The organism is Corynebacterium sp. DNF00584 (assembly GCF_001552965.1).
In the GTDB taxonomy this organism is placed as follows: domain Bacteria; phylum Actinomycetota; class Actinomycetes; order Mycobacteriales; family Mycobacteriaceae; genus Corynebacterium; species Corynebacterium phoceense.
In genome coordinates this window covers 53,759-77,466 of sequence record NZ_KQ959741.1, presented here as the reverse complement: position 1 = coordinate 77,466, position 23,708 = coordinate 53,759, and the positions used below count along the sequence as shown (strand labels likewise).

Genomic DNA, 23,708 nt, shown 5'->3' with positions numbered 1-23,708 from the left:
CGAAAAGTCCGAAGCCAAGGAAGAACCCAAGGCTCAAGAAAAGACCGAGGAGAAGAAGCCGGAGCCGAAGGAAGAGAAAAAGGAAGCTCCGAAGTCCGAGCAGGCTGCCGCTTCCACCTCCACCAAGGTCAACAACGGCGACAACCTCCCGTACGTCACCCCGCTCGTCCGCAAGCTCGCTGACAAGCATGGCGTGGACCTCAACACCGTCACCGGCACCGGCGTCGGCGGTCGCATCCGCAAGCAGGATGTCCTGGCCGCGGCTGGCGAGGGCGACGCACCGGCAGCACAGGCACAGTCTGGTTCCGCTGACCCACGCGCACGCTGGTCCACCAAGTCCGTGGATCCGGCCAAGCAGGAGCTCATCGGCACCACGCAGAAGGTCAACCGCATCCGCGAGATCACCGCTGCGAAGATGGTCGAGGCGCTGCAGATTTCCGCACAGCTCACCCACGTCCAGGAGGTCGACATGACCGCCGTTTGGGACTTGCGCAAGAAGTCCAAGCAGGCCTTCATCGACAAGTACTCCGCGAACCTGTCCTTCCTGCCGTTCATCGTCAAGGCTACGGTCGAGGCTCTGGTCTCCCACCCGAACGTCAACGCGTCCTACGACTCGAAGACGAAGGAAATGACCTACCACGCGGACGTCAACGTCGCTATCGCCGTCGACACCCCGCGCGGTCTGCTCACCCCGGTTATCCACAAGGCACAGGACCTCACCCTGCCGGAGATCGCGCAGCAGATTGCGGAGCTCGCTGACAAGGCACGCAACAACAAGCTCAAGCCGAACGACCTCACCGGTGCTACCTTCACCGTGACGAACATCGGCTCTGAGGGCGCGCTGCTCGACACCCCGATCCTCGTGCCGCCGCAGGCTGGCATCCTGGGCACCGCCGCTATCACCAAGCGCGCGGTCGTCGTCAACGAGAACGGCCAGGACGCCATCGCCATCCGCCAGATGTGCTACCTGCCGTTCACGTACGACCACCAGGTCGTCGACGGTGCCGATGCTGGTCGCTTCGTGACCACCATCAAGGACCGTCTGGAAACCGCAGACTTCGAGGCTGACCTCAACCTCTAAGGACCGCTTCCCTCCTGCACCCCGCTGCGCACTTGCGTCGCGGGGTGCGGGCGTTTTGCGGATATAGCTCAGCGCGCCACATCCATTCAGCACATATAAGGCATGCCGGCCCGCTGCCGCATGGCCGCTATATGTGCTGGAGGGATTTTTCGCGCACAATCTCCGGGCCACAACGCCCCGCATTGAGTGATTCAGGACACTAGACTGTGTCGGTATGAAGAATGAGGTGTGGGTCCGCGTCGTCCTGGGCATGTTCGTCGTCGCGTTTGGCGCAAACCTTTTTGCGCCAATGGTGCTCACCTACCGCCAGCACACGGCGCTCACGGAAACCCACACGACGTTCCTCTATGGCGTCTACGCCGTGGGGCTCATCGGCGCGCTCTTTATCGGTGGACCGGTCTCGGACGTGCGGGGGCGCCGCGCGGTGCTGCGCCCTGCGCTCCTCGCGACGGCGCTTGGCTCGCTCATTCTCCTCACCGGCCTCCATGGCTCGTTCCTAGCGCTGCTCGCGGGCAGGCTCATCATCGGCGTGGCGGTGGGGCTCGTCATGTCCGCGGGCGCCTCGTGGGTCAAGGAGCTTTCCGCCACCGTCGCCATTGGAGCTAAGCGTTCCTCGTTGGCGCTCACACTCGGATTCGCGCTCGCGCCAGCATTGGCGGGACTGCTCGCACAATTCACGACGTGGCCCACGCTGGCGCCCTATGTCCCCCACCTCGTACTCGCACTGCTCATACTGCCGCTCGCGTGGACCGCACCGGAAGGCCCGCGCCCACAGGCAGGCAAGGCACACCCGCCGCTCAGCCTGCTCACCCGGGAGTTCGTGCCTGTCGCCGTCTTCGCGCCGTGGGTATTCGGCGTGGTCACCACGTCCTTCGCGTACTTGCCGGGACTGGTCATGGGGCACCTCGCCCACCCCATCGCGGCAGCCGGGCTGCTCGCCATGCTCACCATGGGCACGGGCGCGGTGGTGCAGCGCTGGGCGTTGGGCTTGGGGGCATCGGCAGGCTTGGGGCTCGCGGCAGTGGGGATGGTGGTCGGCGCGGTCATCGCGGCGAACCGGGACCATGCATGGGTCGTCTGGTTGCTGCCGGTGGCGAGCTTGGTGCTCGGCGCAGCCTACGGAATCCTCATGGTCGTAGGGCTCGCGAAGACCCAAGAGGTCGCCCCGGCGGCGGAGCTGGGCGCGGCGACGGGGGTGTATTACGCACTCACCTATCTGGGCTTCTTTGCCCCCTTTCTGCTCTCGCTTCTGGCGCCGCGCGTGGGCCATGCCACCAGTTTTGTGGTGGGCACGGCGGTGGCGCTCGCAACACTCGCGCTCGTGTGGGTGAGCAGTAGGGGTAAAGCCGCGAAATAGTGGCGTACTTCGCAATATACTGAGTGCGTCTTTACAGGCCTCCACACCCCAAAGGAGTCATATATTCATGGAATTCATCTCCCGTCACCTCGGGCCAGATGCCAAGGAGCAGGCCACCATGCTTGCTCAGGTGGGATACGACAGCGTTGAAGCGCTTGTTGACGCTGCCCTTCCCGCCGCGATCCGCGCCGCTGGCGGCCCCCAGCTGCCGGAGCCCCTGTCTGAAGACGAGGCGCAGGCGAAGCTGCGCGAATACGCCTCGCACAATACGGTTCTGAAGTCCTTCTACGGCCAGGGCTTTTCTGACACGCTCACTCCGGCGGTCATTCGCCGCGGGCTGCTCGAAGATGCTGGCTGGTACACCGCGTACACGCCGTATCAGCCGGAGATTTCCCAGGGCCGCCTCGAGGCGCTGCTCAACTTCCAGACGCTCATCGAGGAAATCACGGGACTGTCCATCGCGAATGCGTCGCTGCTCGACGAAGCCACCGCGGTCGCCGAGGCCGTGGGCCTTATGTCACGCGCTGTGAAGAAGGGTCGCCGCGTGGTCCTCGACGCCCGTATGCACCCGCAGGTGCTCGCCGTGGCCGCCGAGCGTGCCCGCGCCATCGAGCTCGAGGTCGAGATCGTGGACCTGCGTGAGGGCTTGGTCGGCGAGGACATCGTGGGCGTCGTCCTCGCCTACACCGGCACCGAGGGCGACATCCTCGACCCGCGCGCCATCATCGAGGAGGCACACACCCGCGGCGCCCTGGCGACCGTCGACGCGGATCCGCTCTCCTTGCTTTTGCTGGAGGGCCCCGGTTCCTTCGGCGCGGACATCGCGGTGGGCTCCACCCAGCGCTTCGGCGTGCCGATGTTCTTCGGCGGCCCGCACGCCGCCTACATGGCTGTCACCGACAAGCTCAAGCGTCAGCTGCCGGGCCGCCTCGTGGGCGTGTCCGTCGACGCGGACGGCCAGCCGGCGTACCGCCTCGCGCTGCAGACCCGAGAGCAGCACATCCGCCGCGAGCGCGCGACCTCCAACATCTGTACGGCGCAGGCGCTGCTCGCCAACGTGGCGTCCATGTACGCCGTCTACCATGGCCCGGTGGGCCTGCGTGCCATCGCGACGCGCATCCACGACCTCGCGGACTCCTTTGCAACCTCGCTGGTCAAGGCTGGCAAGGAAATCGTCTCCGCGCAGTTCTTCGACACCGTCACCGTCACGGGCGTCGATGCCGCCGCCATCAAGTCCGCCTTGCAGGAGCAGGGTTACCTCGTGCGCGCCATCGGCGCGGACAAGGTGTCCGTCTCCTTCGGTGAGTCCGCCACCGCGGCCGACGTGGAGACGCTCGCCGCCGCGTTCCGCGTTGACGAGGTAGCCCCGGCGCAGGGTTCGCGCCTGCCCGAGGCGCTCAAGCGCGTTACCCCGGCGCTCACCCACCCGATCTTCAGCTCCATCCACTCCGAGACCCAGATGCTGCGCTACCTGCGCGAGCTCGCGGACAAGGACCTGGCGCTCGACCGCACGATGATCCCGCTGGGCTCGTGCACGATGAAGCTCAACCCCACCGCCGCCATGGAGCCGATTTCCTGGCCGGAGTTCGCGGGCATCCACCCGTACGCCCCCGCGGAGACGACGAAGGGCTGGCATCAGCTCATCCACGAGCTCGAGGATTGGCTGGCTGAGATCACCGGCTACGCCAAGGTCTCGCTGCAGCCCAACGCGGGTTCCCAAGGCGAGCTCGCCGGCCTGCTCGCCATCCGCCGCTACCACGTCGCCAACGGCGATCACGGCCGCGACGTTATCCTCATCCCGTCCTCGGCGCACGGTACGAACGCAGCCTCGGCAACGCTGGCCAACCTGCGCGTCGTCGTGGTCAAGACCGCGGACGACGGCGCCATCGACCTCGCCGATCTCGACGCAAAGATCGAGCAGCACGGCGAGCACATCGCTGGCATCATGATCACCTACCCGTCCACCCACGGCGTCTTCGACCCGGAGGTCCGCGACGTGTGCGACAAGGTGCACGCGGCCGGCGGACAGGTCTACATCGACGGCGCGAACCTCAACGCGCTCGCCGGCTGGGCCAAGCCGGGCGAGTTCGGCGGCGACGTCAGCCACCTGAACCTGCACAAGACGTTCACCATCCCCCACGGTGGCGGCGGCCCGGGCGTCGGTCCAGTCGCGGTCGCGGAACACCTCGTGCCGTTCCTGCCGACCAACGCCAACGACCCGGCCATCGACCCGACCGTGCCCACCGAGGTCGGCCACGGCGTGCCGCTGATCTCCACCGAGTTCGGTTCCGCCGGCGTCCTGCCAATTTCCTGGTCGTACCTCGCCATGATCGGCGCGAAGGGTCTCGAGCAGGCCTCCGCGCACGCCATCCTGGGCGCGAACTACCTGGCCTCGCGCCTCCACGACGCGTTCCCCATCCTCTACACGGGCAACGCGGGCCTCGTTGCCCACGAGTGCATTCTCGACCTGCGTGACTTGACCTCTGCCTCCGGCGTCACCGCCGCAGACGTCGCCAAGCGCCTCGTCGACTTCGGCTTCCACGCCCCGACGCTGGCCTTCCCGGTTGCGGGCACGCTCATGGTGGAGCCCACCGAGTCCGAGAACCAGGGCGAGCTCGACCGCTTCATCGAGGCGATGCTCACCATCCGCGCGGAGATCCAGGAGATCATCGACGGCACGATCGCCTATGAGGACTCCGTCATCCACAACGCGCCGTTTACCGCTGCGACGGTCGCCGCCGACGAGTGGGAGTTTAAGTTCAGCCGCGCCCAGGCCGCCTACCCGGTGTCCAGCCTGCGCCGCACGAAGTACTTCCCGCCGGTGCGCCGCATCGACGAGGCCTACGGCGACCGCAACCTCGTGTGCGCCTGCCCGCCGCCCGAGGCCTTCGACGTGTCGGCTGGCGCCGACACGAACACCGACGAGAAGTAAGAGAGGAAACCATGTCTGAACTGCTGCACTCCCCGCTCCACGCCGAGCACGAGAAGCTCGGCGCGTCCTTTACCGCGTTTGGCCCGTGGAACATGCCGCTCAAGTACGGCAGCGAGCTCGAGGAGCACCGCGCCGTCCGCGAAGCCGCCGGCCTCTTTGACCTCTCCCACATGGGCGAAATCTGGGTCAACGGCGACCGCGCCGCGGAGTTCCTCTCCTACGCGTTTATCTCGGACTTCACCACGCTCCCTGTGGGCAAGGCGAAGTACTCGATGATCGTCGCCGAAGACGGCGGCATCCTCGACGACCTCATCACCTACCGCCTGGGCGAGACGAAGTTCCTCGTCGTTCCCAACGCGTCGAACGTCGACGTCGTCTGGGAGGCTCTCAACGAGCGCGCAGACGGCTTTGACGTGGACCTCAAGTCGGAGTCCCGCGACGTCGCCATGATCGCCATCCAGGGCCCCAAGGCCGCGGAGATCCTCATCCCGCTCGTCGAGGACAACAAGCAGGAGGCCGTCTACGAGTTGCCGTATTACGCGGCGATGACCGGTAAGGTCGCCCGCATTTACGCCTTTATCTGCCGCACCGGCTACACCGGCGAGGACGGCTTCGAGCTCATCGTCTACAATTCGGACGCCCCGGCGCTGTGGAACGAGCTGCTCAAGGCCGGCGAGGAATACGGCATCAAGCCCTGCGGCCTCGCCGCCCGCGATTCGCTGCGATTGGAGGCCGGCATGCCGCTCTACGGCAACGAGCTCTCCCGCGACATCACGCCGGTCGAGGCGGGCATGGCCCGCGCCTTCGCCAAGAAGGAAGGCGACTTCGTTGCCGCCGATGCCCTGCGCGCCCGCGCCGCCGAAGGCCCACAGCAGGTCATCACGGCGCTCGACTCCGAGCAGCGCCGCGCCGCCCGCCACGGCGCCGAGGTCTTCGTTGGTGAGACCAAGGTCGGCACCGTCACCTCCGGCCAGCCGTCGCCCACGCTCGGCCACCCCGTCGCCCTGGCACTCATCGACACCGCCGCGAGCCTGAACCCCGGCGACGCCGTCGAGGTCGATATCCGCGGCAAGCGCTACCCCTTCGCCGTCACGCAGACGCCGTTCTACAAGCGTGCGGACTAACACCAGCGCGACGCACACGGCCGTTAGACTTAAACTGAACCTCTAGAAAGGAACCCACATGTCGAATCTGCCCGAGAATTTCTCCTACTCCGAAGACCACGAGTGGATCGCTGCCCCCGCCGCTGAGGTCGTGGGCAAGACCCTGCGCGTTGGCATCACCTCCGTCGCCGCTGACCGCCTCGGCGAGGTTGTCTTCGCCGAGCTGCCCGCCGTCGGCGACACCGTCACCGCCGGCGAGACCTGCGGCGAGGTCGAGTCCACCAAGTCCGTCTCTGACCTCTACTCCCCCGTCACCGGCACCGTGACCGCCGTCAACGAGGGCATCCACGACGCCTACGAGCTGGTCAACAACGACCCGTTCGGCGAAGGCTGGCTCTTCGAGGTCGAGGTCTCCGAGGCCGGCGAGCTCATGGACGCCGCCGCCTACGCCGCAGCCAACGGCGTGGAGTAAGCCCACCCTCCCAAGGGGGCATCGGAAAGCTTTCCGATGCCCCCTTTTGCGCGCCCAGGGCGGGCGCGACTAGAACTTGTTCTATGACTGCACCGCGCGACCCGTTCTTCCCTGCCGACCGCTCCATCCGCGCCTCCGGCGCGCCTCTGGAGATCCGCCACTTGGGTCGGATGGATTACCAGGAGGCCTGGGACTACCAAGCAGCACTCGCGAAGCAGCGCGCGGCCGAGGAGGTGAGCGACGTCATCCTCGTCGTCGAGCACCCCAATATCTATACGGCGGGCAAGCGCACGCTCGAGTCGGACATGCCGGACAACGGCCTGCCCGTCATCACCGTCGACCGAGGCGGGCGCATCACGTGGCACGGCGAGGGCCAGCTCGTGGTCTACCCCATTATTAAGCTCGCCGAGCCCGTCGACGTCGTGGACTATGTCCGCCGCCTCGAAGAAGCCATCATTCAGGCCGTGCGCGAGCTGGGGGTGACCACCGCCGGCCGCGTAGACGGGCGCTCCGGCGTCTGGGTCCCCCACACGACCGTGGCCGCGGACCCGGCGGCACCGAAGCGCGACCGCAAGCTCGGCGCGCTGGGCATCCGCATTACGCGCGGCGTGACCATGCACGGACTCGCCTTGAACTGCAATAACACGCTCGAGTACTACGGTCACATCGTGGCGTGCGGCATCGACGACGCTGACGTCACGACACTCTCCCTGGAGCTGGGCCGCGACGTCACGCTGGAGGAGGCCGAGGTGCCGCTGTTGCGCGCGCTCGACGACGCGCTCGCGGGCCGGCTCATCGTCGCAGACCACACCTTTGCCTCCGCGCCGGACCCCGGCAAGCAGGCCGCCGAGGCGCGCCGCAAGGCTCGCGCAGCGCACGAATAAAAGAGGAATAGCTCCCTTGACCGCGTCGTTGCGATGGGGGAACCCGCGGCCCCGCGGGCTTTAGAGAACATCGACTTTCAGCGTAGGGTGTAGACCGTGAGTGTTAAGCATGAAGGACGCAGGCTGCTGCGCATCGAGGCCAAGAATTCCGAGACCCCGATTGAGCAGAAGCCGCGCTGGATCCGTAACCAAGTCCGAACCGGTCCTGGCTATGAGGACATCAAAAACAAGGTGAAGGGCGCCTCCCTGCACACCGTGTGCCAGGAAGCCGGCTGCCCCAATATCCACGAGTGCTGGGAATCCCGCGAGGCCACGTTCCTCATCGGCGGCGACTCCTGTACGCGCCGTTGCGATTTCTGCGACATCAAGTCCGGCAAGCCCGAGCCGCTCGACCGCGAGGAGCCGCTGCGCGTGGCCGAAGAAGTTCGCAACATGCAGCTGAACTACTCCACCATCACCGGCGTCACCCGCGACGACCTGCCCGACGAGGGCGCCTGGCTCTACGCCGAGGTCGTGCGCAAAATCCACGAGCTCAACCCGAACACCGGCGTGGAGAATCTCACCCCGGACTTCTCCGGCAAGCCGGACCTGCTCGAAGAAGTCTTCTCCGCACAGCCGGAGGTCTTCGCCCACAACGTAGAGACCGTCCCGCGCATCTTCAAGCGCATCCGCCCGGCCTTCCGTTACGAGCGTTCCCTCGACGTCATCCGTCAGGCCCGCGACTTCGGCCTCATCACGAAGTCCAACCTCATCCTCGGCATGGGCGAGACGCCCGAGGAAATTCAGGAAGCCCTGCGCGACCTGCACTCCGCCGGCTGCGACATCATCACGATTACGCAGTACCTGCGCCCTGGCCCGCGCTACCACCCCATCGAGCGCTGGGTGCGCCCGGAGGAGTTCGTCGAGCACGCCGAGTATGCCAAGGAGCTCGGCTTCGGCGGCGTTATGTCCGGCCCGCTCGTGCGTTCTTCCTACCGCGCTGGCCGTCTCTACGTCCAGGCGATGGAGGCCCGCGGCCGCGAGCTGCCGCCCCACCTCGCGCATCTCGCCGAGACCTCCGAGGGCGCTACCGCCCAGGAAGCCTCCACTCTGCTCGAGAAGTACGGCCCGTCCGTCGAGACGCCCGTGACGACCCGCATGGTGAAAACCCCGGCCAAGCCCGAGACGGTCTCCGCGACCATCCGCTAATCGCTTGTCCCTAGCGCCGCCTTCCGCCAATTGTGGCGAAGGGCGGCGTTATTTCGCGTTTTTGACATACAACCATTTAAAGTAGGAGCCATGGCTAAAGGTGATGACAAGGCGGCACTGCGCGCCGCCAAAAAGGAAGAGCGCGCCAACAAGCGTGCCCAGCGCAAGCAGACCCGCCAGCAAATGTGGCAGGTCTTCCAGATGCAGCGCAAGCAGGACAAGGCGCTCGTGCCCATCATGCTCGCGTCCATCCTGGGCGTCGCGCTGGTCTTCTTCCTCATCGGCATGCTCTGGGGTGGCGAGTGGTTCATGCTCATCCTGGGCTTGGGCGTCGGCTTCGTGCTCGCCATGTGGCTATTTACCCGCCGCGTCGAGCGCGACATGTACCGCAAGGTCGAGGACCAGCCCGGCGTCGCGGGCTGGGCACTCGAGCAGCAGCTGAAGAACTCCGTGGGTCTCGTGTGGTCCGTCAAGCCGGGCATCGCTGCTACACGCCAGCAGGACCTTATCCACCGCGTCATCGGTAACCCGGGTGTCATCCTCGTCGCTGAGGGAAACAAGAACCGCCTCAAGCCGTCCATGGCGCAGCTGAAGAAGCGCATTGACAAGATGGCCGCCGGCGTTCCTATCTACGAGGTCTACGTGGGGTCCGGCGAGGACGAGGTCCCCGTGTCCAAGCTGCGCAACCACATCATCCGCCTGCCGCGTAACTTCAATAAGAACGAGACGCAGACCAATATCCGCCGCATCGAGGCCATGGACGCCATGCCAGGCGCCCAACCGGGCCTGCCCAAGGGGCCTATGCCCCACCAGGCGCAGAACATGGCCGGCATGAACCGCCGCATGCGCCGCGCCGCTGAGCGCAAGCACAAGTAGCCTTTTGGCCCGACGTGAGAATCCGCAATTTTTATTGCGGATTTTCTCGTTTTCCTACGCCTAGAATTAATGACTTTTCGCGTTACACCGGGGCGGCGAGAGCGCACACCGTGACACGTGAGCGTTCTTGAGGAGGAACAGAGAGGTGGGGACCGGACTGTTGCTTTCCAACAAGCAATGACACGTTCACCCCTTGTCGCTGCGATGGAGATCGCGGCGGCAAGGGGTTGAACGTTTTTCGTGTTTATTACGGCCTAGGACGGCCGTCAAAGATATCGCTGCGCACGCCGTTCTCGCCAACAAAGTCGAAGGCCAGGGCCAGCGCGCTGTCGCGGTAGTTGATGAACTCCCCGCGCGCCTTCAGTGCTTGGATGTCGGCGAAGCTCGCCCATGCGACCTCGGCGACCTCCGCGTTAGGCACGGCCAGTGTGCGCTCGTCGATATCCGCGCGCACCACATAAAAGTCATCGAAGCCGTACGCAAAGTTAAACGTGAACGCCGGACGGGTGAACTCCAGCTCCAGGCCGAGTTCCTCGCGCACCTCCCGCGCGATGCCTTGTGCGCTCGTCTCCCCCGCGATAACGGAACCGCCCACCGTGACATCCCACATGCCCGGCCACGTGGACTTCGTGTCGACGCGCCGCTGGATGAGCATGCGGCCGCGCACGTCAAAGAGACATAGGTGGACGACCTGGTGTAGCTGGCCATCGGGCAAGCCCAGCTGGCGTTCCACCCGCACGCCCGTGTGCTGCCGGTCGTTGTCCACGATGTCCCACAGTTCTGTCATCGCTTATCCCTAGGCGTAGATAACCACGGTGCCGGTCGCGCGGTCGTGCATGCCGCGGCCGTCCATGTCCACGAGGGCCGCGGGGAAGATGAAGGCGGTAAGCAGCGTGCGCACGGCGGCGCGCCAGAAGCCGACGCGCTCGCCGGGGGCATCAAGACGAGCAACGCCCATGCCGCGCAACGCCATGCCGGGCGTGCGGGCGAAAAGCCACCCGCCGAGAATGCCTAGCACGATCCACAACACGTACGTGAGCAACGCCACGCCGCCAAAGAGAGGGACGAAGTAGCCCACGATCGCCGCCGCGGCGTAGCACAGCAGCCAATCGATAAGGACCGCACCCGCGCGGCGGGACACGGGCGCCAGGGCACCCGCACCGCGCTCCGGGAGACCGAGCTTCTCCCCCGGCCACCGGCCAGGGGTCTCATAATCATTCTCGCCGGGGATGCTGGGGCCATCGAGCCACGTCTTCTTCTCAGCCATGATGTCTAAGATACGCAGGCCCACGGTGGGCGCCAAAGCGGCGCGCCAATCCCCCAAACCGGGTGAGTGTTGAAAGCGTCCCATCCGGTAGGATTAGGCCCGTCACTACCCGCAATTGCATAATATTGAAGCCAGCCCTGTTAAGCGACCGAAATTAGAGGAGACACCATGGCTTTCGAGTCGATCCATGACGTTGTGAAGTTTATCGAGGACGAAGACGTCAAGTTCGTCGACATTCGATTCACCGACGTTCCGGGCACCGAACACCACTTCAGCATCCCCGCGTCCGAATTCACCGAGGAAGCCGCCGCAGAAGGCCTTGCCTTCGATGGTTCTTCCATCCGCGGATTCACCTCCATCGACGAGTCTGACATGACGCTCATGCCCGACCCGGCCACCGCCGTGCTCGATACGTTCCGCTCTGCGAAGACCCTCAACATCAAGTTCTTCGTCCACGATCCGTTCACCCACGAGCCGTTCTCCCGCGACCCGCGCAATGTCGCGCGCAAGGCTGAGGAGTACCTCACCTCCACCGGCATCGCAGACACCTGCTTCTTCGGTGCCGAGGCCGAGTTCTACCTCTTCGACTCCGTCCGCTACACGGCCGACGTCAACCACGCCTTCTACGAGGTCGACACGGACGAGGGTTGGTGGAACCGCGGTGCGGACACCAACTTCGACGGCACGCCGAACATCGGCTACAAGACGCGCATGAAGGGCGGCTATTTCCCGACGGCGCCCTACGACAAGCACGTCGAGGTCCGCGACGCCATGGTGGAGAACCTGCAGGAGGCCGGCTTCGCGCTCGAGCGCTTCCACCACGAGGTGGGCGGCGGCCAGAACGAGATCAACTATCGCTTCAACTCCCTGCTCCACGCGGCGGACGATATCCAGACCTTCAAGTACATCATCAAGAACACCGCGGCTGAGTTCGGCAAGACCGCCACCTTCATGCCCAAGCCGCTCGCTGGCGACAACGGCTCCGGCATGCACGCCCACATGTCCCTGTGGAAGGACGGCTCCCCGCTGTTCTATGACGAGGCTGGTTACGGCGGACTGTCCGACCTGGCCCGCTACTACATCGGCGGCATCCTCCACCACGCCGGTGCCGTCCTCGCCTTCACCAACCCGACGCTCAACTCCTACCACCGTCTGGTGCCGGGCTTCGAGGCCCCCATCAACCTCGTCTACTCCCAGCGCAACCGCTCCGCCGCGGTCCGCATCCCGATCACCGGCTCCAACCCGAAGGCCAAGCGCATCGAGTTCCGCGCTCCGGACCCGTCCGGCAACCCGTACTTCGGCTTCGCTGCCATGATGATGGCTGGCCTGGACGGCATCAAGAACCGCATCGAGCCGCACGCTCCGGTCGACAAGGACCTCTACGAGCTGCCGCCGGCAGAGGCCGCATCCATCCCGCAGGCCCCGACCTCCCTCGAGGCCTCCCTTGAGGCTCTGCGCAACGACTCGGACTTCCTCACCGAAGGCGACGTCTTCACCGAAGACCTCATCGACACCTACATCCAGTACAAGTACGACAACGAAATCACCCCGAACCGCATGCGCCCCACCCCGCAAGAGTTCGAGATGTACTTCGACTGCTAAACGCCGCACCTCTCACCCCCGCCGGGCCCCGTTCGCACAGGGCTCCGCGTGGGTTTCGCGTACGCACTAGTGCCTGCGCCCCTAGGGTGAACCTACGAGCTCTCCACGCAACACCGCCCGCAACGCTGCCGAATCCGCGCGCAGCAATCTCAGGCGCTCAACCGGATGACGAGCGTCGGCTTCGTCGTCCTCGGCGCCGTCTTCGTCCTCATCGGCTGGCTCGCCTTCCGCATCTCCCGGGGCGGCTACAGCGAGGAGGCCTCCAACTCGGGCGCGCTCGTCATCTGGGTCGCGGCCTCCCACGCCCCAGAGAAGGCCGGCGGCCTCGATGCCGCCCTCCACACCATCGGTGCCCAGCCCTTCGACCAGGTCCTGCTTATCATTACCGCCATCGGGCTCGTGTGCTTTGGCGTCTACACCATCGGCCGTGCCCGCTACGGCGACGCAGACTAGCGCGCCTCGAGCACAGCCTGCGTGTAGTCAAGCAACGGCGTGCCCACCTCGACGCTCGCCGCCATGCGCCGCACGGCACCAATCTGCGCGTCGAGCTCATGAGGCAATCCCGCCTCAATATCGCGGTGCATGGAACTCGTCGCCTCCGCGTACTGCTCGTCCGCAAACGCGAGCGTCCGGTCCACGATGTCCGCTGGCAGCGCGACTCCACAGCCACGACCGGCCGCCGCGACCTCTTCCATGAGCCCGCGTAGCTGCGGCCGCAATTCGGTGCGCAGCACACCCATGGGCCGGCCCGCCAGCGCGCCGAGAGCACCCGTCGTCGCGACAAACATCGCCTTCGACCACACGTCGACCATGATCTCCCCGTCCGGGAAATACTCCGAGTCAATCCCCGCCTCATGCAGCGCTGCATGGAAACGCCCCACGGCGTCGAGCTCCGGCGCGCGCGCCCCCGGCAGCGGCCCGAAATTCAGCGACAGCGGCCCAGGGTTCAGACGAATCTCCGCCGGCCCCGTGCGCGTGAGGTACGCGCGAATCACCGCGGCAAAGACCCGCTCATCACCAAAGAGCCGCGCGGCCTCATAATGCGTCTCCACCGAATTATGCGTCGTCACCACCGGCACTCCGGCCAGCTCGTCGACCTGCGGAAGGTCGCTAAACGTCGCGTTCCCCGGCAGCGCCTTGGACGCCACGATAATCACCTCCGGCGTCCCCATCGCCTGCACGAGCTCGGCCGCGCTCTCCGCCGCCCAGGACGGCGCCACGACCTTCCCGCCGAGGTCCAGCCCGCGCTCGCGCAACGCCTCCAGTGTCGCCCCGCGCGCGATGAATCCCACCTCGTGTCCGGCCTGCTGCAATTTCCCGCCGTAGTAGCCTCCCACGGCCCCGGCGCCTAAAATCATGATCTTCATGGCTTCTACCTTAACGTTCGCCCCGCTTGCCGATGCCGCCCTTCCCCACCCCGCAGCAGCCCGCCGCGTCCTGGCAAGCCTCCCGCGCGATGGCATTTTTCTCCGGCGCGGCACTCTCCTGCTCGAGACCTCATACCCCTACGGGACAAGTTTCTACGCCACTGCTTGGCAGTGGTCGCGCGCTGACCTTCCGCTCCTCTTCGAGCTTGCCGCCGCGGCCCGGCTCCTGCTCATCTGCGACGAGACCATCGTCGTCTGCGGCGACAGCTTCGCCCCGGCTACCGTCGCGGACTATGTCGCCGACGGCGCGGTGCACCACGCCGCCGCACCGGCGGAGCTAGAGAATATTATTCTCCCCCAGTAACTAACGTCACACGTCCTACCTGGCATGTGTAAAGCTCCCCGCCGCCCGCACATAATAGAAAGATAAGACGCACGCCTTTTAGCGTATAGAAAACCAACGCGGGCCCATGCCTCGCCGAGCTTTCATTCGCAAGGAGTATCAGCCCCATGGCACTCCAGACCATCCAGGACGTCGTGAGGTTTATCAAGGGTTAGGACGTACGTTTCGTCGACGTGCGTTTCACCGACATCCCGGCACCGAGAATCACTTCACCATTCCGGCCTCCGCCGTGCTCGACCCGTTCCGCATCGAGAAGGCGCTCACTATCAAGTTCTTCGTCCACGATCCTCTCACCTCGATCCTTTCTCCTGCTACCCGCGCGACGTCGCCGGCAAGGCCGAGGAATACCTGGCATCGACGGGCATCGCGGACACGTGCGGCTTCGACGCCAAGACCGAGTTCTACCTCTTTGATTCCGTCCGCTTCTCCACGGATACCAACACCGGCTTCTACGAGGTCGACTCCAATGAGGGCTGGTGGAACCGTGGCCGCGCCACCAACCTCGACGGCACCCCGAACACCGGCTACAAGACACGCATCAAAGGCAGATCCTTCCCAACCTCCCCATCGCCGTGACCCCGCGGACGACGCCGCTGGCGGTCTAACCTTCTCGCCCTGCGCAGTCATGTTGTTTCCTTTATGATGAGCAGCATGACTGTCTCGGGGAGAGGGCGGCATTGGAAGCTCGGGGACTTCCGCCGTACCGAATCTGGACTCATCCTCCCACGTGATCAAACGCATATTCCGAACAGCCGTGGGGTGATTTCCCGCGCCGTTCGGCGCGGAACCCTCACGCGTATCAATCGCAGCGTGTATTTCCCTACCGCAGAGGTTCCCACCTCGGACTGGGAGAAATATCCACTCTTCGCGCACTCCTTCGCAGCGCGCGGACGCCTCCTCGCTGGGCACGCCGCTGCGGCAGTGGTCGGACTCTGGCGGCTCGAAGCTTTTCCCACCCGGGTCGAGACCTACTGTGCCCCAACAACGACAAAAGACCCCTATGAGCTGCCGCTCTACAGCGCGGTACCTGCTTCTCATTACTGCGACTACAACGGCTCACTCATCACCATCCCGGCACGCACGGTTGTTGACCTTTACCGCCTCTATGGGCATACCGCGGCGCTCATCGCGCTGTGTAGCCTTATGTCACGCGTACCTACTGCCTATAGCGACATTGCCCAGTGCGCCAAGGAATGCCGAGACTTAGGGATCAAAAAGCTCGGCGGCATCGAAGACATGATTGCTTTGGCCGCCCCTCCCCTTCGCCTCGACTCTGCCTTGGAAGCAATCTTCTACGCGCAATGTACTACGACCAATGACTTTCGCGTCACCCCTCAAGCCTCCTTCACCGTGCGCGGACGCACCTACCGAGTGGACTTCCGAGTCAATGACACGCCCATCGTTGTCGAGCTCGATGGCAAAGGAAAATACGGGACGTCCTCCGAGGACCAGGCGTTCAACCTCGACCGCGAAAAGCGTCGTTCCGATGCCCTCTATTCCGAGCACGGGCTTATCATTCTCCGCTTCGGCTACCGCGACGTCGTCTCTGGCGAGGCCTACCGGGCCGTGTCCGCACGGGTCCGTGAGTTCCGCGGGCAGAATTCCTAGCTTTGGGTTTATGGCGCTTCAGGGCCTCTGAATCAGCCCAAACCGCCACAAAACCAAAGCCAACCCACCGCACGAGACGGAGCTGGCTTGAAACAGGACGAGCTACCGTGAGCGCTTCACGAAGCCCACCCGCGGCCGGAAGCCCTGCGGATGCTTCATCTGCGCCACCGCGTCCGCGATGATCATGCGGTGCCGAGCGTGGACGCTCTGCGGCAGCTTTGCCACGGAGAACCAGGCGGCGTCGAGGTTCTCGTCATCGGAAACAACGGGCTCAGCATCGTCGGGCACGGACAGGCGCAGCGCTGTGTCGATGAACGTGCACTGGTCGCCATTGGGATAGGTCACGGGGTCCGTCTTTCCGGAGCCAAGGAGCGCCTCGACGCGGGCCTCCAGGCCGACCTCCTCGAGGACCTCGCGCACGGCGGTCTCCCCGATGTCCTCACCGGGCTCAGAGATGCCGGCCACAGGTGCCCAGGTGCCGGTATCGGCGCGACGCGTGAGCAGCACCGACGGCACCTCCCATACCGCAGCGCCCATGGGAACGTCGCGCAGGATGACGGCGGTCACGCCGGGCAGGTGGAGCGGCTCGTGGCCAATCCGGGAACGCAGGCGCAGGATGAAATCAGGAGTCGGCATCGTTGGTCTTCTCTGCGGAGTCGGATGATTCGGCCGCCTCCTCGTCCATTTCATTGACCTGCTTCATGTCGCGGATGAACTTCTCCGGGTCGAACTCGGTGAAGTACTCGGGCCCGGCGAATTGTTCCTGTGCCATGTTTTAGACCTCCGTGGTGTCGATGGATGTGGTGATGAAGTCCTTGACGGCGGCGACGTCGTTGGGAAGATCCGTGACGTGGCGCTCGGCGTCGAGTATGCCCTCGAAGCGTGCGGGGGACGGCGGGACGGTGCCGATGGCTTCCTCGATGGTGTCCGCGAACTTGACCGGCAGTGCCGTTTCGAGGCAGACGATGGGGGTTGCGATGGCATCGGCAGCTTGGGCGTCGCGCGCAGCCTTGATGCCGTCCGCGGTGTGCGGATCGACAAGGTAGTTGTAGCGCTCGTGCACGTCCTTGATGGTCGCCAGGCGGTCGGCGTGGGTCGAGCGGCCCGAGGTGAAGCCGTACTCGTCACGCGCGGCAGCCAATTCCGCGGCGGAGACAGAGAAGCCACCCTCCTTGACCTTCGTGCCGAAGAGGTCCGCGGTGCGTGCGGCGTCGCGGCCGGTGAGGTCGAAGACGAAACGTTCGAAGTTCGAGGCGCGGGAGATGTCCATGGACGGCGAGGACGTCGCCATGGTCTCGGACGCGGGGCGCGGGCGGTAGTTGCCGGTGCGGAAGAACTCGTCGAGCACGTCGTTCTCATTGGTCGCGACGATGAGACGGTCGATAGGCAGGCCCATCTGGCGCGCGATGTGGCCCGCACAGATATCGCCGAAGTTGCCGGTCGGCACGGAGAACGAGACTTTCTCGTCGTTGGAGGAGGTCACGCGCAGGTAGCAGTTGACATAGTAGACGACCTGGGCCATGAGACGCGCCCAGTTGATGGAGTTCACGGCGCCGATGGCGTACGTGGATTTAAACTCCGCGTCGGCGGAGACGGCCTTGACCACGTCCTGGCAGTCGTCGAAGACGCCGTCCAAAGCGATGTTGAAGATATTCGGGTCGTCGAGGCCGAACATCTGGGCCTGCTGGAACGGGGTCATGCGGCCGGCTGGGGTGAGCATGAACACACGGATGCCGCGGCGCCCGCGCATGGCGTACTCGGCAGACGAGCCGGTATCGCCCGAGGTCGCGCCCAGGATATTCAGCGACGCGTCGCGGCGGCCGAGTTCGTATTCGAAGAGCTCGCCCAAAAGCTGCATGGCCATGTCCTTGAACGCCGCGGTGGGGCCTTCGGACAGGTGGCCAACCCAGAGCCCATCCCCCAAAGAAGTGACGGGGACGATCTCCTCCGAGGCAAACTTCGGCGTGGTGTACGCACGCGCGGCAATCGCCTCAATGTCCGCGGCGGGAATGTCGTCGATGAAGAGCTTAAGCACCTCGGCGGCGAGCGCCGAATAGCCGCCGTCGGCGAGCACGGAGCGCCACTCATCCAGCATGGACGAGGTAATCGTCGGATACTCCGACGGCAGGTACAGGCCACCATCAGGGGCAAGTCCGCCTAGAAGGATGTCCGTAAATTTAGCTGGGGTGCGTTCTTCATTGCGCGTCGAAATATAATCCACCTCTAACACCATAGTGGGCGGGGCGTACACTTTACACCCATGTCGGAAGAAAAGTCGGTCCCGAACCCCCGCGAAGTCATCACCACGAAGGCGCTGTGGGTGTGGGTCGCCGCGATGGCGGTCTACACCATGGCGATTACCGGCCGTACCTCTTTCGGCGTCGCGAGCCTCGATGCCATCGAGCGTTTCGACTCCACCGCCGGCGCCATCGCCGTGTTTACCTCCATCCAGGTGGGCACGTATGCGCTGGCGCAGATTCCCACGGGCGTCGCCATCGATAAATTCGGCCCGCGCGCGATGCTCGTCGCCGGTGCGCTTGTCATGGGCATCGGACAGGTTGTCCTCGGCTTTACCAGCAATTATTGGGTCGCGGTCGCGGCGCGCGTCCTCATCGGCGCCGGCGATGCGACGGCGTTCCTGTCAGTCATGCGCATCCTGCCCTATTGGTTCCCGCTGCACCGCACGCCGATGTTCACGCAGGTCACGAGCGCCTTGGGCCAGCTGGGCCAGTTCATCTCCGCGATTCCTTTCCTCTGGTACCTCGGCGTGACTGGGTGGACCACGGCGTTTGTCACACTCGGCGCGGTGGGCATCCTCGTCGCGCTCGCAGCCTCGGTCGCCGTCGCGGACTCCCCGGAGAAGCTCGGCATTCTTCCCGCCGCCGCGCCTTCCGATGCCCCCGTTCCCAGCCTCCGTGCCCGCCTCGCCGCCGTCGTCACCTCGGCGACGGCGTGGAACTGCTTCTTCATCCACTTCTCGGGCATGCTCGCCGCTCCGGTCTTCGTCATGATGTGGGGCATGCCCATGATGACGCAAGCCATGGGGCTTTCCGATGCCGCCGCCGGCATCGTGCTCACCCTTAATACCGTCTTCATGGTGCTCTCGGGCCCGATCCACGGGCGTATCTCTGCTCGGCTGTCGGGCGTGCGCGACTGGGTGGCGCTCGCTTTCGCAGCAACCCACATCGTGTGCTGGGCGCTGTTCTTCGCGACAGGCTCGCCGCGCGGCTTCTGGGTCGTCGTGGTCATGATGTTCGTCATGGCACTGCTGCAGCCGGTGTCGAATTACGGGTTCGACAAGATCCGCGAGCGCCTGCCGCATGACGTTGTGGCGACGGCGACGGGCCTGGCGAATATGGGCGGCTTCGTCGCGGGCATGCTCGGCGCGCAGATCATGGGCATGGTCTTAAGCTCGCGCGGCATGGAGTGGGCGGACTTCCGCCACGGCGCGCTCGCGGTGCTGGGCGTGTGGCTCTTCGGCCTGGCGGGCATCGTGGTCACGCACTTCGTGGAGAAGCGCTTCCAGCCGCATGCGCCGCGCCGCGTGAAGATTATCGCCATCGAGGACGACGCTGCTGAAGACGCGGTTTAAGACTCAGAAGTTTCCGGGGCCTCGCCGGAGTCCAGGACAACGAGCGGCGACTCTCCGCCGGTGATAAGGCCTTGGTCGTAGGCCTTGAGCACGGCGCGAGCCTCGAAGGCGGTGAGCTCGCCGCGGCCCACGGCCTGTTCCATGCGCGAGATGAGCTCGTCGCGCGACTCCGCGGTGTCCGGCGCGGGAGACTGCGCCGGGTCGTGCAGCGGGCTGTGTGTGAACACACCCAGGCGGTCAAGGACCGTGACGAGGTTGGAGCTTATCGTGTCCGTATTCGTGGAGCTGCCGCTGAGCTCCGCGACAGCCTCACCCACGGTCTGGGCGCCGGCGGGTGCGCGGTCGCGCAGGTAGAACCACAGTCCCAGGCCCACAACGGCGACCACGACGAAAACAGACAGCGCCGCGTTGATGAAACGTCGCGACATCTAGCGCGCCTCGTTTTCGCCGAAGCCCGGGGTGCGCGGCGGATTCTGGCGGCCGCTCAAAATATCGATGACGGAGCGAATGGCGGCCTCCCCCACCGGTCCGACGAGTTCGACCGGGTTCGAGTGCTGCGAGGCGTCCGGCGTCGCAGGGCGCGGGGCCTCCTGCGTGGCGGCGGGCTCGGCGACGGTAAGCACGAGCTCCGTGCCGTCGAGGCTCACGCGGCCCTCGCCGCCGATGCCCCCGGCGCGCGCCGCTGCGAGCAGCGCCTCCAGGTCTGCAACATTCGCCGAAGAAAGATCCAAGCGCAGAGTCAAAGCCATGGGGTGGTCCGTCCGCCTTCCGTGTTTCAAGTGACTTATCTAGCCTAGGCCGCGCGTGGGGGCGCTGCCTAGGGATAAGGGGGCATCGGCAGGCTATTGCCAGGAAACCGGCAGTTAGAACGGACCTTCCTCGTGCTCGAGAGACTCGGGCTCGCCCCAGAAGACCTCATCGACGACACGGCGGGCGTGCCGCGTGGTCTTGAGATAATGGTCGAGGTAGCCCTGGTTGTCCTCCGGGGCCCAGCCGGAGGCGCCGGCGACCTGCGCGAGCTGCGGGCCCGGCGGCGGCAGCTGGTTCACGCGCTTGCCGCGCACGAGCACGAGCGCATTGCGCACATCGGTGGCCAGGCACCACGCCTCGCGCAGCGCGCTCACCTTCGCGGCGGGCAGAATCTCGTGGGTCTCGAGCGCGTCGAGCGTGCCTAGCGTCGAGGGATTGCGCAGCTCCGGGCATTCGTGGGCGTGCATCATGGTGAGCAGCTGCACGGTCCATTCGATGTCCGTGAGTCCGCCGCGGCCGAGCTTGGGGTGCGTATTGCGGTCCGCGCCGCGGGGCAGGCGCTCATTGTCCACGCGGGCTTTCATGCGCCGGATGTCGCGAATCGTGGACTCGGAGGCACCGCCCGCCGGGTAGCGGAAACCGTCGATGAGCTCCATGAACTGGAAGCCGACCTCCTCGTCACCGGCGATGAATGCGGCGCGCAGGAGCGCCTGCATCTCCCAGGCTTCGCCCCACTCGCGGTAGTAGCGCTCGTAGGAAGCGATGGTGCGCACGACAGGACCGGAGCGGCCCTCGGGGCGCAGGCCCAGGTCGACCTCGAGCGGCGGGTCGCCCGAGGGCTTGGCCAGCCGGCGGCGCAGACCGTCGACGATGGTGACGGCCCACTTCACGGCGGTGGTCTCGTCGACGGGGGCGCCGGTCTCGGGGTCGACGGCATCCTCGGCGGGCTCGGCGACGAACATGACGTCCGCGTCCGAGCCAAAGCCGAGCTCCATGCCGCCCAGGCGGCCCATGCCGATAACCGCGATGCGCGCGGGCGGGCGTGGGAAGTCCGCGTCCTCGGGTGCCTTATGGGCGCCCTGCCAGCCGCGGATCTCGGCACGCAGCGCGGCCTCGAGCACGGAGTTCCACACGGTAGACAACTCGAGACAGACCTCGCGCACGTCCATGAAGCCGAGCAGGTCCGCGGCCGCGACACGCGCGAGCTCGATGCGGCGCAGTGAACGTGCGACGGCGACGGCTTTATCCGGATCCGCGTGGCGCTTAGTCGAGCGCACGAGCGCGGTGGACACCTGCTGCGGCGAGGTCTCGAGCAGCTTGGGTCCGGTCGCGCCGTCCGAGAGCTGTTTGACGACGTCGGGCGCGGAAATGATGAGCTCGGCGGCGTACGGCGAGGTGCCGAGGATATGCATGAGGCGCTGGCCCACGATGCCCTCGTCGCGGAGCATGCGCAGGAACCACGTCGCGTCGTAGGCGGCCTCGGACAAGCGGCGGTAGTTGAGCAGGCCGGCGTCGGGGTCCGCGGCCTCGGCAAGCCAGCCCATGAGCGTGGGCAGCAAAATGGCCTGGATGCGGGCCTTGCGCGAGGACCCTGTGGCCAACGCTGTGAGGTGCTCGAAGGCGCGGTCCGGGAACGTGTAGCCGAGTGCTGCGAGCTGCAGCTTCGCCGAGGCCGGCGAGAGCTTGAGCGTATCCGAGTCGAGATTGACCACCGAATGCAGAAGCGGCCGGTAGAACAGGCGCGAGTGCAGATCATTGACGAGCACGCGGATTTCTTTGAGGCGCTTCGCGAGCGCCTGGGAGGCGGACTGCGCGCCGTCCGGGTTGAACCCGGCGACGGTCGCGAGCCATTGCCATGCGACGGCGTCGCCCTCCTCCGGTAGCAGGTGAGTGCGGCGGAAGCGCTCGAGCTGGAGGCGGTGCTCGAGCAGGCGCAGGAACTCGTAGGCCTCGATGAGCTGGTGGCCATCCTCGCGGCCGACGTAACCTGCGGCGACCAGCGCCTCGAGCGCCTCGATCGTATTGAGCACGCGCAGCGACTCATCCGAGCGGCCGTGCACGAGCTGGAGGAGCTGCACTGCGAATTCGACGTCGCGCAGGCCGCCCGTGCCGAGCTTGAGCTCGCGGGTCTTCAGCTCCGGAGGGACGTTCTCCAGCACGCGTCGGCGCATGGCTTGAACGTCCTCGACGAAGGAGTCGCGCAGGGAGGCCTCCCACACCATCGGTTTGACGGCCGCGATGTAGTCCTCGCCCAGCGGCAGGTAGCCCGTCTGCACGCGGGCCTTGAGCTGCGCCTGAAACTCCCAGGTCTCCGCCCAGCGCCTGTAATACGTCACGTGCGAATCAAGCGTGCGCACGAGCGCGCCGGACTTGCCCTCCGGCCGCAGGTTCGCGTCGACCTCAAAGAAGCACGCGGAACCAATCCGATTGAATTCCGCCGCGACGCGCGTAATCCGCGGGGTGGCCTCGGAGCCGACGAAGATAACGTCCACGTCCGAGATGTAATTGAGCTCGTTCGCGCCGCACTTGCCCAAGGCCATGACGGCCAGCTGGGCGTCGAGCGGAGCCTCGTCATAGACGACGCGGACGGCGACGGCTAACGCTGCGGTAAGGGCGGCATCGGCAAGCCCTGTGGTCAGCCGCGTGACCTCGCGGAACGGGACTTCGGGCTGGGCCACGGTCTGCCCCTTGCGGGAATGAAGCGTGCCGGCCAGGTCGTGCGCGGCCAGGCGCATGACGAGCGTGCGGTAGGTGGACTTGAGCAAAATCTTGGCCTCGCGGATGCCCGCGACGTAGGTGCCGGGCCCGCTCAAGCTTGCCGATGCCCCATCCGGCCGCGTCAGCTCCGTCTCATAGGCCGCAGGGCGTGCCTCGATGGCGCCGAGCATCTCTTGGTAGAACTCCGCGACGGTGGGCAGCGGCTTGGCGAGTTCGTGCCACAGCTCGGGGTTCGCGGCGAGGTGATCGCCCAGCGCCGTGGAGCCGCCGAGGAGGGCGAGGACACGCACGCGCAGGGCCTCGTCAGCGCGCATGGCGGGCTCGAGCTCGGGGGCGGCGTCGTGGATGCGCATGAGGGTATTGAGCGCGACGTCCGCGTTACCGCAGGCCGCGAGCGTCCACAGCAGCGGAATGGTCTCCTCGGTGGTCCAGCCGAGTTCTTCGAGGTCTTGCGCCGCGGTGGGACGAGTAAGCCCCAGCGTGGCAGGTGAGGGAATCTTCGCCATAG

22 protein-coding genes and 1 pseudogene are annotated in these 23,708 nt (G+C 65.7%); 14 read left to right on the top strand and 9 right to left on the bottom strand.

What is annotated here, in order from left to right; genetic code table 11:
- The 8 genes from sucB to HMPREF0307_RS05065 all read left to right on the top strand — a co-directional run.
- Positions 1 to 1,081, top strand: a 1,081-nt coding sequence (gene sucB / locus HMPREF0307_RS05100; protein WP_082723239.1) for a 2-oxoglutarate dehydrogenase, E2 component, dihydrolipoamide succinyltransferase, incomplete at its 5' end; no start/stop codon positions are given.
- A gap of 214 nt (positions 1,082 to 1,295) precedes the next feature.
- Entirely contained in the window at positions 1,296 to 2,438 is a 1,143-nt protein-coding gene (locus tag HMPREF0307_RS05095) for an MFS transporter (RefSeq protein WP_066488593.1), read from the top strand.
- A gap of 67 nt (positions 2,439 to 2,505) precedes the next feature.
- Positions 2,506 to 5,370, top strand: a complete 2,865-nt coding sequence (gcvP, locus tag HMPREF0307_RS05090; RefSeq protein ID WP_066488590.1) for an aminomethyl-transferring glycine dehydrogenase — start codon at positions 2,506 to 2,508, stop codon at positions 5,368 to 5,370.
- 11 nt (positions 5,371 to 5,381) lie between these two features.
- Positions 5,382 to 6,494, top strand: a complete 1,113-nt coding sequence (gene gcvT, locus HMPREF0307_RS05085; protein WP_066488585.1) for a glycine cleavage system aminomethyltransferase GcvT — start codon at positions 5,382 to 5,384, stop codon at positions 6,492 to 6,494.
- Positions 6,495 to 6,552: 58 nt separating this feature from the next.
- Positions 6,553 to 6,945, top strand: coding sequence for a glycine cleavage system protein GcvH (gene gcvH / locus HMPREF0307_RS05080; RefSeq protein ID WP_066488580.1), 393 nt, complete (start codon positions 6,553 to 6,555; stop codon positions 6,943 to 6,945).
- 83 nt (positions 6,946 to 7,028) lie between these two features.
- The gene (lipB, locus tag HMPREF0307_RS05075; protein WP_066488577.1) at positions 7,029 to 7,829 is read left to right on the top strand and encodes a lipoyl(octanoyl) transferase LipB; all 801 of its coding nucleotides are present in this window, start codon (positions 7,029 to 7,031) and stop codon (positions 7,827 to 7,829) included.
- 96 nt (positions 7,830 to 7,925) lie between these two features.
- Positions 7,926 to 9,017, top strand: coding sequence for a lipoyl synthase (gene lipA, locus HMPREF0307_RS05070; protein ID WP_181734559.1), 1,092 nt, complete (start codon positions 7,926 to 7,928; stop codon positions 9,015 to 9,017).
- Between the two features lie 90 nt (positions 9,018 to 9,107).
- A complete protein-coding gene (locus HMPREF0307_RS05065; protein ID WP_066488573.1) occupies positions 9,108 to 9,893 on the top strand; it encodes a DUF4191 domain-containing protein in 786 nt (261 codons plus the stop codon).
- 247 nt (positions 9,894 to 10,140) lie between these two features.
- Here the strand turns inward: HMPREF0307_RS05065 and HMPREF0307_RS05060 are convergent, their stop codons facing one another.
- Together HMPREF0307_RS05060 and HMPREF0307_RS05055 are read right to left on the bottom strand one after the other, a co-directional pair.
- Positions 10,141 to 10,680 carry an NUDIX hydrolase gene (locus HMPREF0307_RS05060; RefSeq protein ID WP_066488568.1) on the bottom strand — a complete coding sequence of 180 codons (540 nt, stop codon included), beginning with the start codon at positions 10,678 to 10,680 and terminating at the stop codon, positions 10,141 to 10,143.
- Positions 10,681 to 10,689: 9 nt separating this feature from the next.
- Positions 10,690 to 11,160: an RDD family protein gene (locus tag HMPREF0307_RS05055; RefSeq protein ID WP_066488606.1), complete on the bottom strand. Its 471-nt coding sequence runs from the start codon at positions 11,158 to 11,160 to the stop codon at positions 10,690 to 10,692.
- A gap of 168 nt (positions 11,161 to 11,328) precedes the next feature.
- On the opposite strand from HMPREF0307_RS05055, the gene glnA reads away from it, so the two are divergent.
- Together glnA and HMPREF0307_RS05045 are read left to right on the top strand one after the other, a co-directional pair.
- Complete coding sequence (gene glnA / locus HMPREF0307_RS05050) at positions 11,329 to 12,762, top strand: type I glutamate--ammonia ligase (RefSeq protein ID WP_066488562.1); 1,434 nt, start codon at positions 11,329 to 11,331, stop codon at positions 12,760 to 12,762.
- A gap of 165 nt (positions 12,763 to 12,927) precedes the next feature.
- On the top strand, positions 12,928 to 13,215 hold the full coding sequence (locus tag HMPREF0307_RS05045; RefSeq protein ID WP_066488559.1) for a DUF1206 domain-containing protein: 288 nt from the start codon (positions 12,928 to 12,930) through the stop codon (positions 13,213 to 13,215).
- On the opposite strand, the gene HMPREF0307_RS05040 is transcribed toward HMPREF0307_RS05045, so the two are convergent.
- Positions 13,212 to 14,120 carry a 2-dehydropantoate 2-reductase gene (locus tag HMPREF0307_RS05040; RefSeq protein WP_369799427.1) on the bottom strand — a complete coding sequence of 303 codons (909 nt, stop codon included), beginning with the start codon at positions 14,118 to 14,120 and terminating at the stop codon, positions 13,212 to 13,214. The genes HMPREF0307_RS05045 and HMPREF0307_RS05040 overlap by 4 nt on opposite strands.
- 7 nt (positions 14,121 to 14,127) lie before the next feature.
- Between HMPREF0307_RS05040 and HMPREF0307_RS05035 the strand changes: the two genes are divergently transcribed.
- The 3 genes and pseudogenes from HMPREF0307_RS05035 (at position 14,128) to HMPREF0307_RS05025 (ending at position 16,140) form a co-directional block, all read left to right on the top strand.
- Positions 14,128 to 14,493: a hypothetical protein gene (locus tag HMPREF0307_RS05035; protein WP_141759190.1), complete on the top strand. Its 366-nt coding sequence runs from the start codon at positions 14,128 to 14,130 to the stop codon at positions 14,491 to 14,493.
- A gap of 146 nt (positions 14,494 to 14,639) precedes the next feature.
- Positions 14,640 to 15,099, top strand: a pseudogene (locus HMPREF0307_RS12880) (type I glutamate--ammonia ligase); the annotation flags it as partial.
- 243 nt (positions 15,100 to 15,342) lie between these two features.
- Positions 15,343 to 16,140, top strand: coding sequence for a hypothetical protein (locus HMPREF0307_RS05025; protein WP_070736062.1), 798 nt, complete (start codon positions 15,343 to 15,345; stop codon positions 16,138 to 16,140).
- A gap of 102 nt (positions 16,141 to 16,242) precedes the next feature.
- On the opposite strand, the gene HMPREF0307_RS05020 is transcribed toward HMPREF0307_RS05025, so the two are convergent.
- Genes HMPREF0307_RS05020 through thrC form a run of 3 tightly spaced genes read right to left on the bottom strand, consistent with a single transcriptional unit; the run spans position 16,243 to position 18,361 of the window.
- Complete coding sequence (locus HMPREF0307_RS05020) at positions 16,243 to 16,776, bottom strand: NUDIX hydrolase (RefSeq protein ID WP_066488536.1); 534 nt, start codon at positions 16,774 to 16,776, stop codon at positions 16,243 to 16,245.
- Positions 16,763 to 16,912 (bottom strand): hypothetical protein, encoded by a 150-nt coding sequence (locus tag HMPREF0307_RS13150; protein ID WP_196131218.1) that lies wholly within the window; start codon positions 16,910 to 16,912, stop codon positions 16,763 to 16,765. The genes HMPREF0307_RS05020 and HMPREF0307_RS13150 overlap by 14 nt, the downstream gene beginning before the upstream one ends.
- Positions 16,913 to 16,915: 3 nt before the next feature.
- Positions 16,916 to 18,361, bottom strand: a complete 1,446-nt coding sequence (gene thrC, locus HMPREF0307_RS05015) for a threonine synthase (RefSeq protein WP_066488534.1) — start codon at positions 18,359 to 18,361, stop codon at positions 16,916 to 16,918.
- Positions 18,362 to 18,400: 39 nt separating this feature from the next.
- Here thrC and HMPREF0307_RS05010 point away from each other — a divergent pair, with 39 nt between their 5' ends.
- Entirely contained in the window at positions 18,401 to 19,732 is a 1,332-nt protein-coding gene (locus tag HMPREF0307_RS05010; protein WP_066488531.1) for an MFS transporter, read from the top strand.
- Here HMPREF0307_RS05010 and HMPREF0307_RS05005 read toward each other — a convergent pair.
- The 3 genes from HMPREF0307_RS05005 to HMPREF0307_RS04995 form a co-directional block, all read right to left on the bottom strand.
- A complete protein-coding gene (locus HMPREF0307_RS05005) occupies positions 19,729 to 20,160 on the bottom strand; it encodes a hypothetical protein (RefSeq protein ID WP_066488529.1) in 432 nt (143 codons plus the stop codon). The two genes, HMPREF0307_RS05010 and HMPREF0307_RS05005, sit on opposite strands and share 4 nt — an antisense overlap.
- Positions 20,161 to 20,481, bottom strand: a complete 321-nt coding sequence (locus tag HMPREF0307_RS05000) for a hypothetical protein (RefSeq protein ID WP_066488523.1) — start codon at positions 20,479 to 20,481, stop codon at positions 20,161 to 20,163.
- A 114-nt stretch (positions 20,482 to 20,595) separates the two neighbouring features.
- A complete protein-coding gene (locus HMPREF0307_RS04995) occupies positions 20,596 to 23,706 on the bottom strand; it encodes a bifunctional [glutamine synthetase] adenylyltransferase/[glutamine synthetase]-adenylyl-L-tyrosine phosphorylase (protein ID WP_066488521.1) in 3,111 nt (1,036 codons plus the stop codon).
- Between the last annotated feature and the right edge of the window lie 2 nt (positions 23,707 to 23,708).

Bases quoted from the DNA above. Each gene is read 5' to 3' on its own strand.
- HMPREF0307_RS05095 (WP_066488593.1), top strand. From the start codon at position 1,296: ATGAAGAATGAGGTGTGGGTCCGCGTCGTCCTGGGCATGTTCGTCGTC.
- HMPREF0307_RS05060 (WP_066488568.1), bottom strand. From the start codon at position 10,680: ATGACAGAACTGTGGGACATCGTGGACAACGACCGGCAGCACACGGGC.
- gcvP (WP_066488590.1), top strand. From the start codon at position 2,506: ATGGAATTCATCTCCCGTCACCTCGGGCCAGATGCCAAGGAGCAGGCC.
- HMPREF0307_RS05045 (WP_066488559.1), top strand. From the start codon at position 12,928: ATGACGAGCGTCGGCTTCGTCGTCCTCGGCGCCGTCTTCGTCCTCATC.
- gcvH (WP_066488580.1), top strand. From the start codon at position 6,553: ATGTCGAATCTGCCCGAGAATTTCTCCTACTCCGAAGACCACGAGTGG.
- HMPREF0307_RS05055 (WP_066488606.1), bottom strand. From the start codon at position 11,160: ATGGCTGAGAAGAAGACGTGGCTCGATGGCCCCAGCATCCCCGGCGAG.
- HMPREF0307_RS05040 (WP_369799427.1), bottom strand. From the start codon at position 14,120: ATGATTTTAGGCGCCGGGGCCGTGGGAGGCTACTACGGCGGGAAATTG.
- HMPREF0307_RS13150 (WP_196131218.1), bottom strand. From the start codon at position 16,912: ATGGCACAGGAACAATTCGCCGGGCCCGAGTACTTCACCGAGTTCGAC.
- HMPREF0307_RS05010 (WP_066488531.1), top strand. From the start codon at position 18,401: ATGTCGGAAGAAAAGTCGGTCCCGAACCCCCGCGAAGTCATCACCACG.
- HMPREF0307_RS05000 (WP_066488523.1), bottom strand. From the start codon at position 20,481: ATGGCTTTGACTCTGCGCTTGGATCTTTCTTCGGCGAATGTTGCAGAC.
- lipB (WP_066488577.1), top strand. From the start codon at position 7,029: ATGACTGCACCGCGCGACCCGTTCTTCCCTGCCGACCGCTCCATCCGC.
- HMPREF0307_RS05035 (WP_141759190.1), top strand. From the start codon at position 14,128: ATGGCTTCTACCTTAACGTTCGCCCCGCTTGCCGATGCCGCCCTTCCC.
- HMPREF0307_RS04995 (WP_066488521.1), bottom strand. From the start codon at position 23,706: ATGGCGAAGATTCCCTCACCTGCCACGCTGGGGCTTACTCGTCCCACC.
- glnA (WP_066488562.1), top strand. From the start codon at position 11,329: ATGGCTTTCGAGTCGATCCATGACGTTGTGAAGTTTATCGAGGACGAA.
- HMPREF0307_RS05020 (WP_066488536.1), bottom strand. From the start codon at position 16,776: ATGCCGACTCCTGATTTCATCCTGCGCCTGCGTTCCCGGATTGGCCAC.
- HMPREF0307_RS05005 (WP_066488529.1), bottom strand. From the start codon at position 20,160: ATGTCGCGACGTTTCATCAACGCGGCGCTGTCTGTTTTCGTCGTGGTC.
- gcvT (WP_066488585.1), top strand. From the start codon at position 5,382: ATGTCTGAACTGCTGCACTCCCCGCTCCACGCCGAGCACGAGAAGCTC.
- HMPREF0307_RS05065 (WP_066488573.1), top strand. From the start codon at position 9,108: ATGGCTAAAGGTGATGACAAGGCGGCACTGCGCGCCGCCAAAAAGGAA.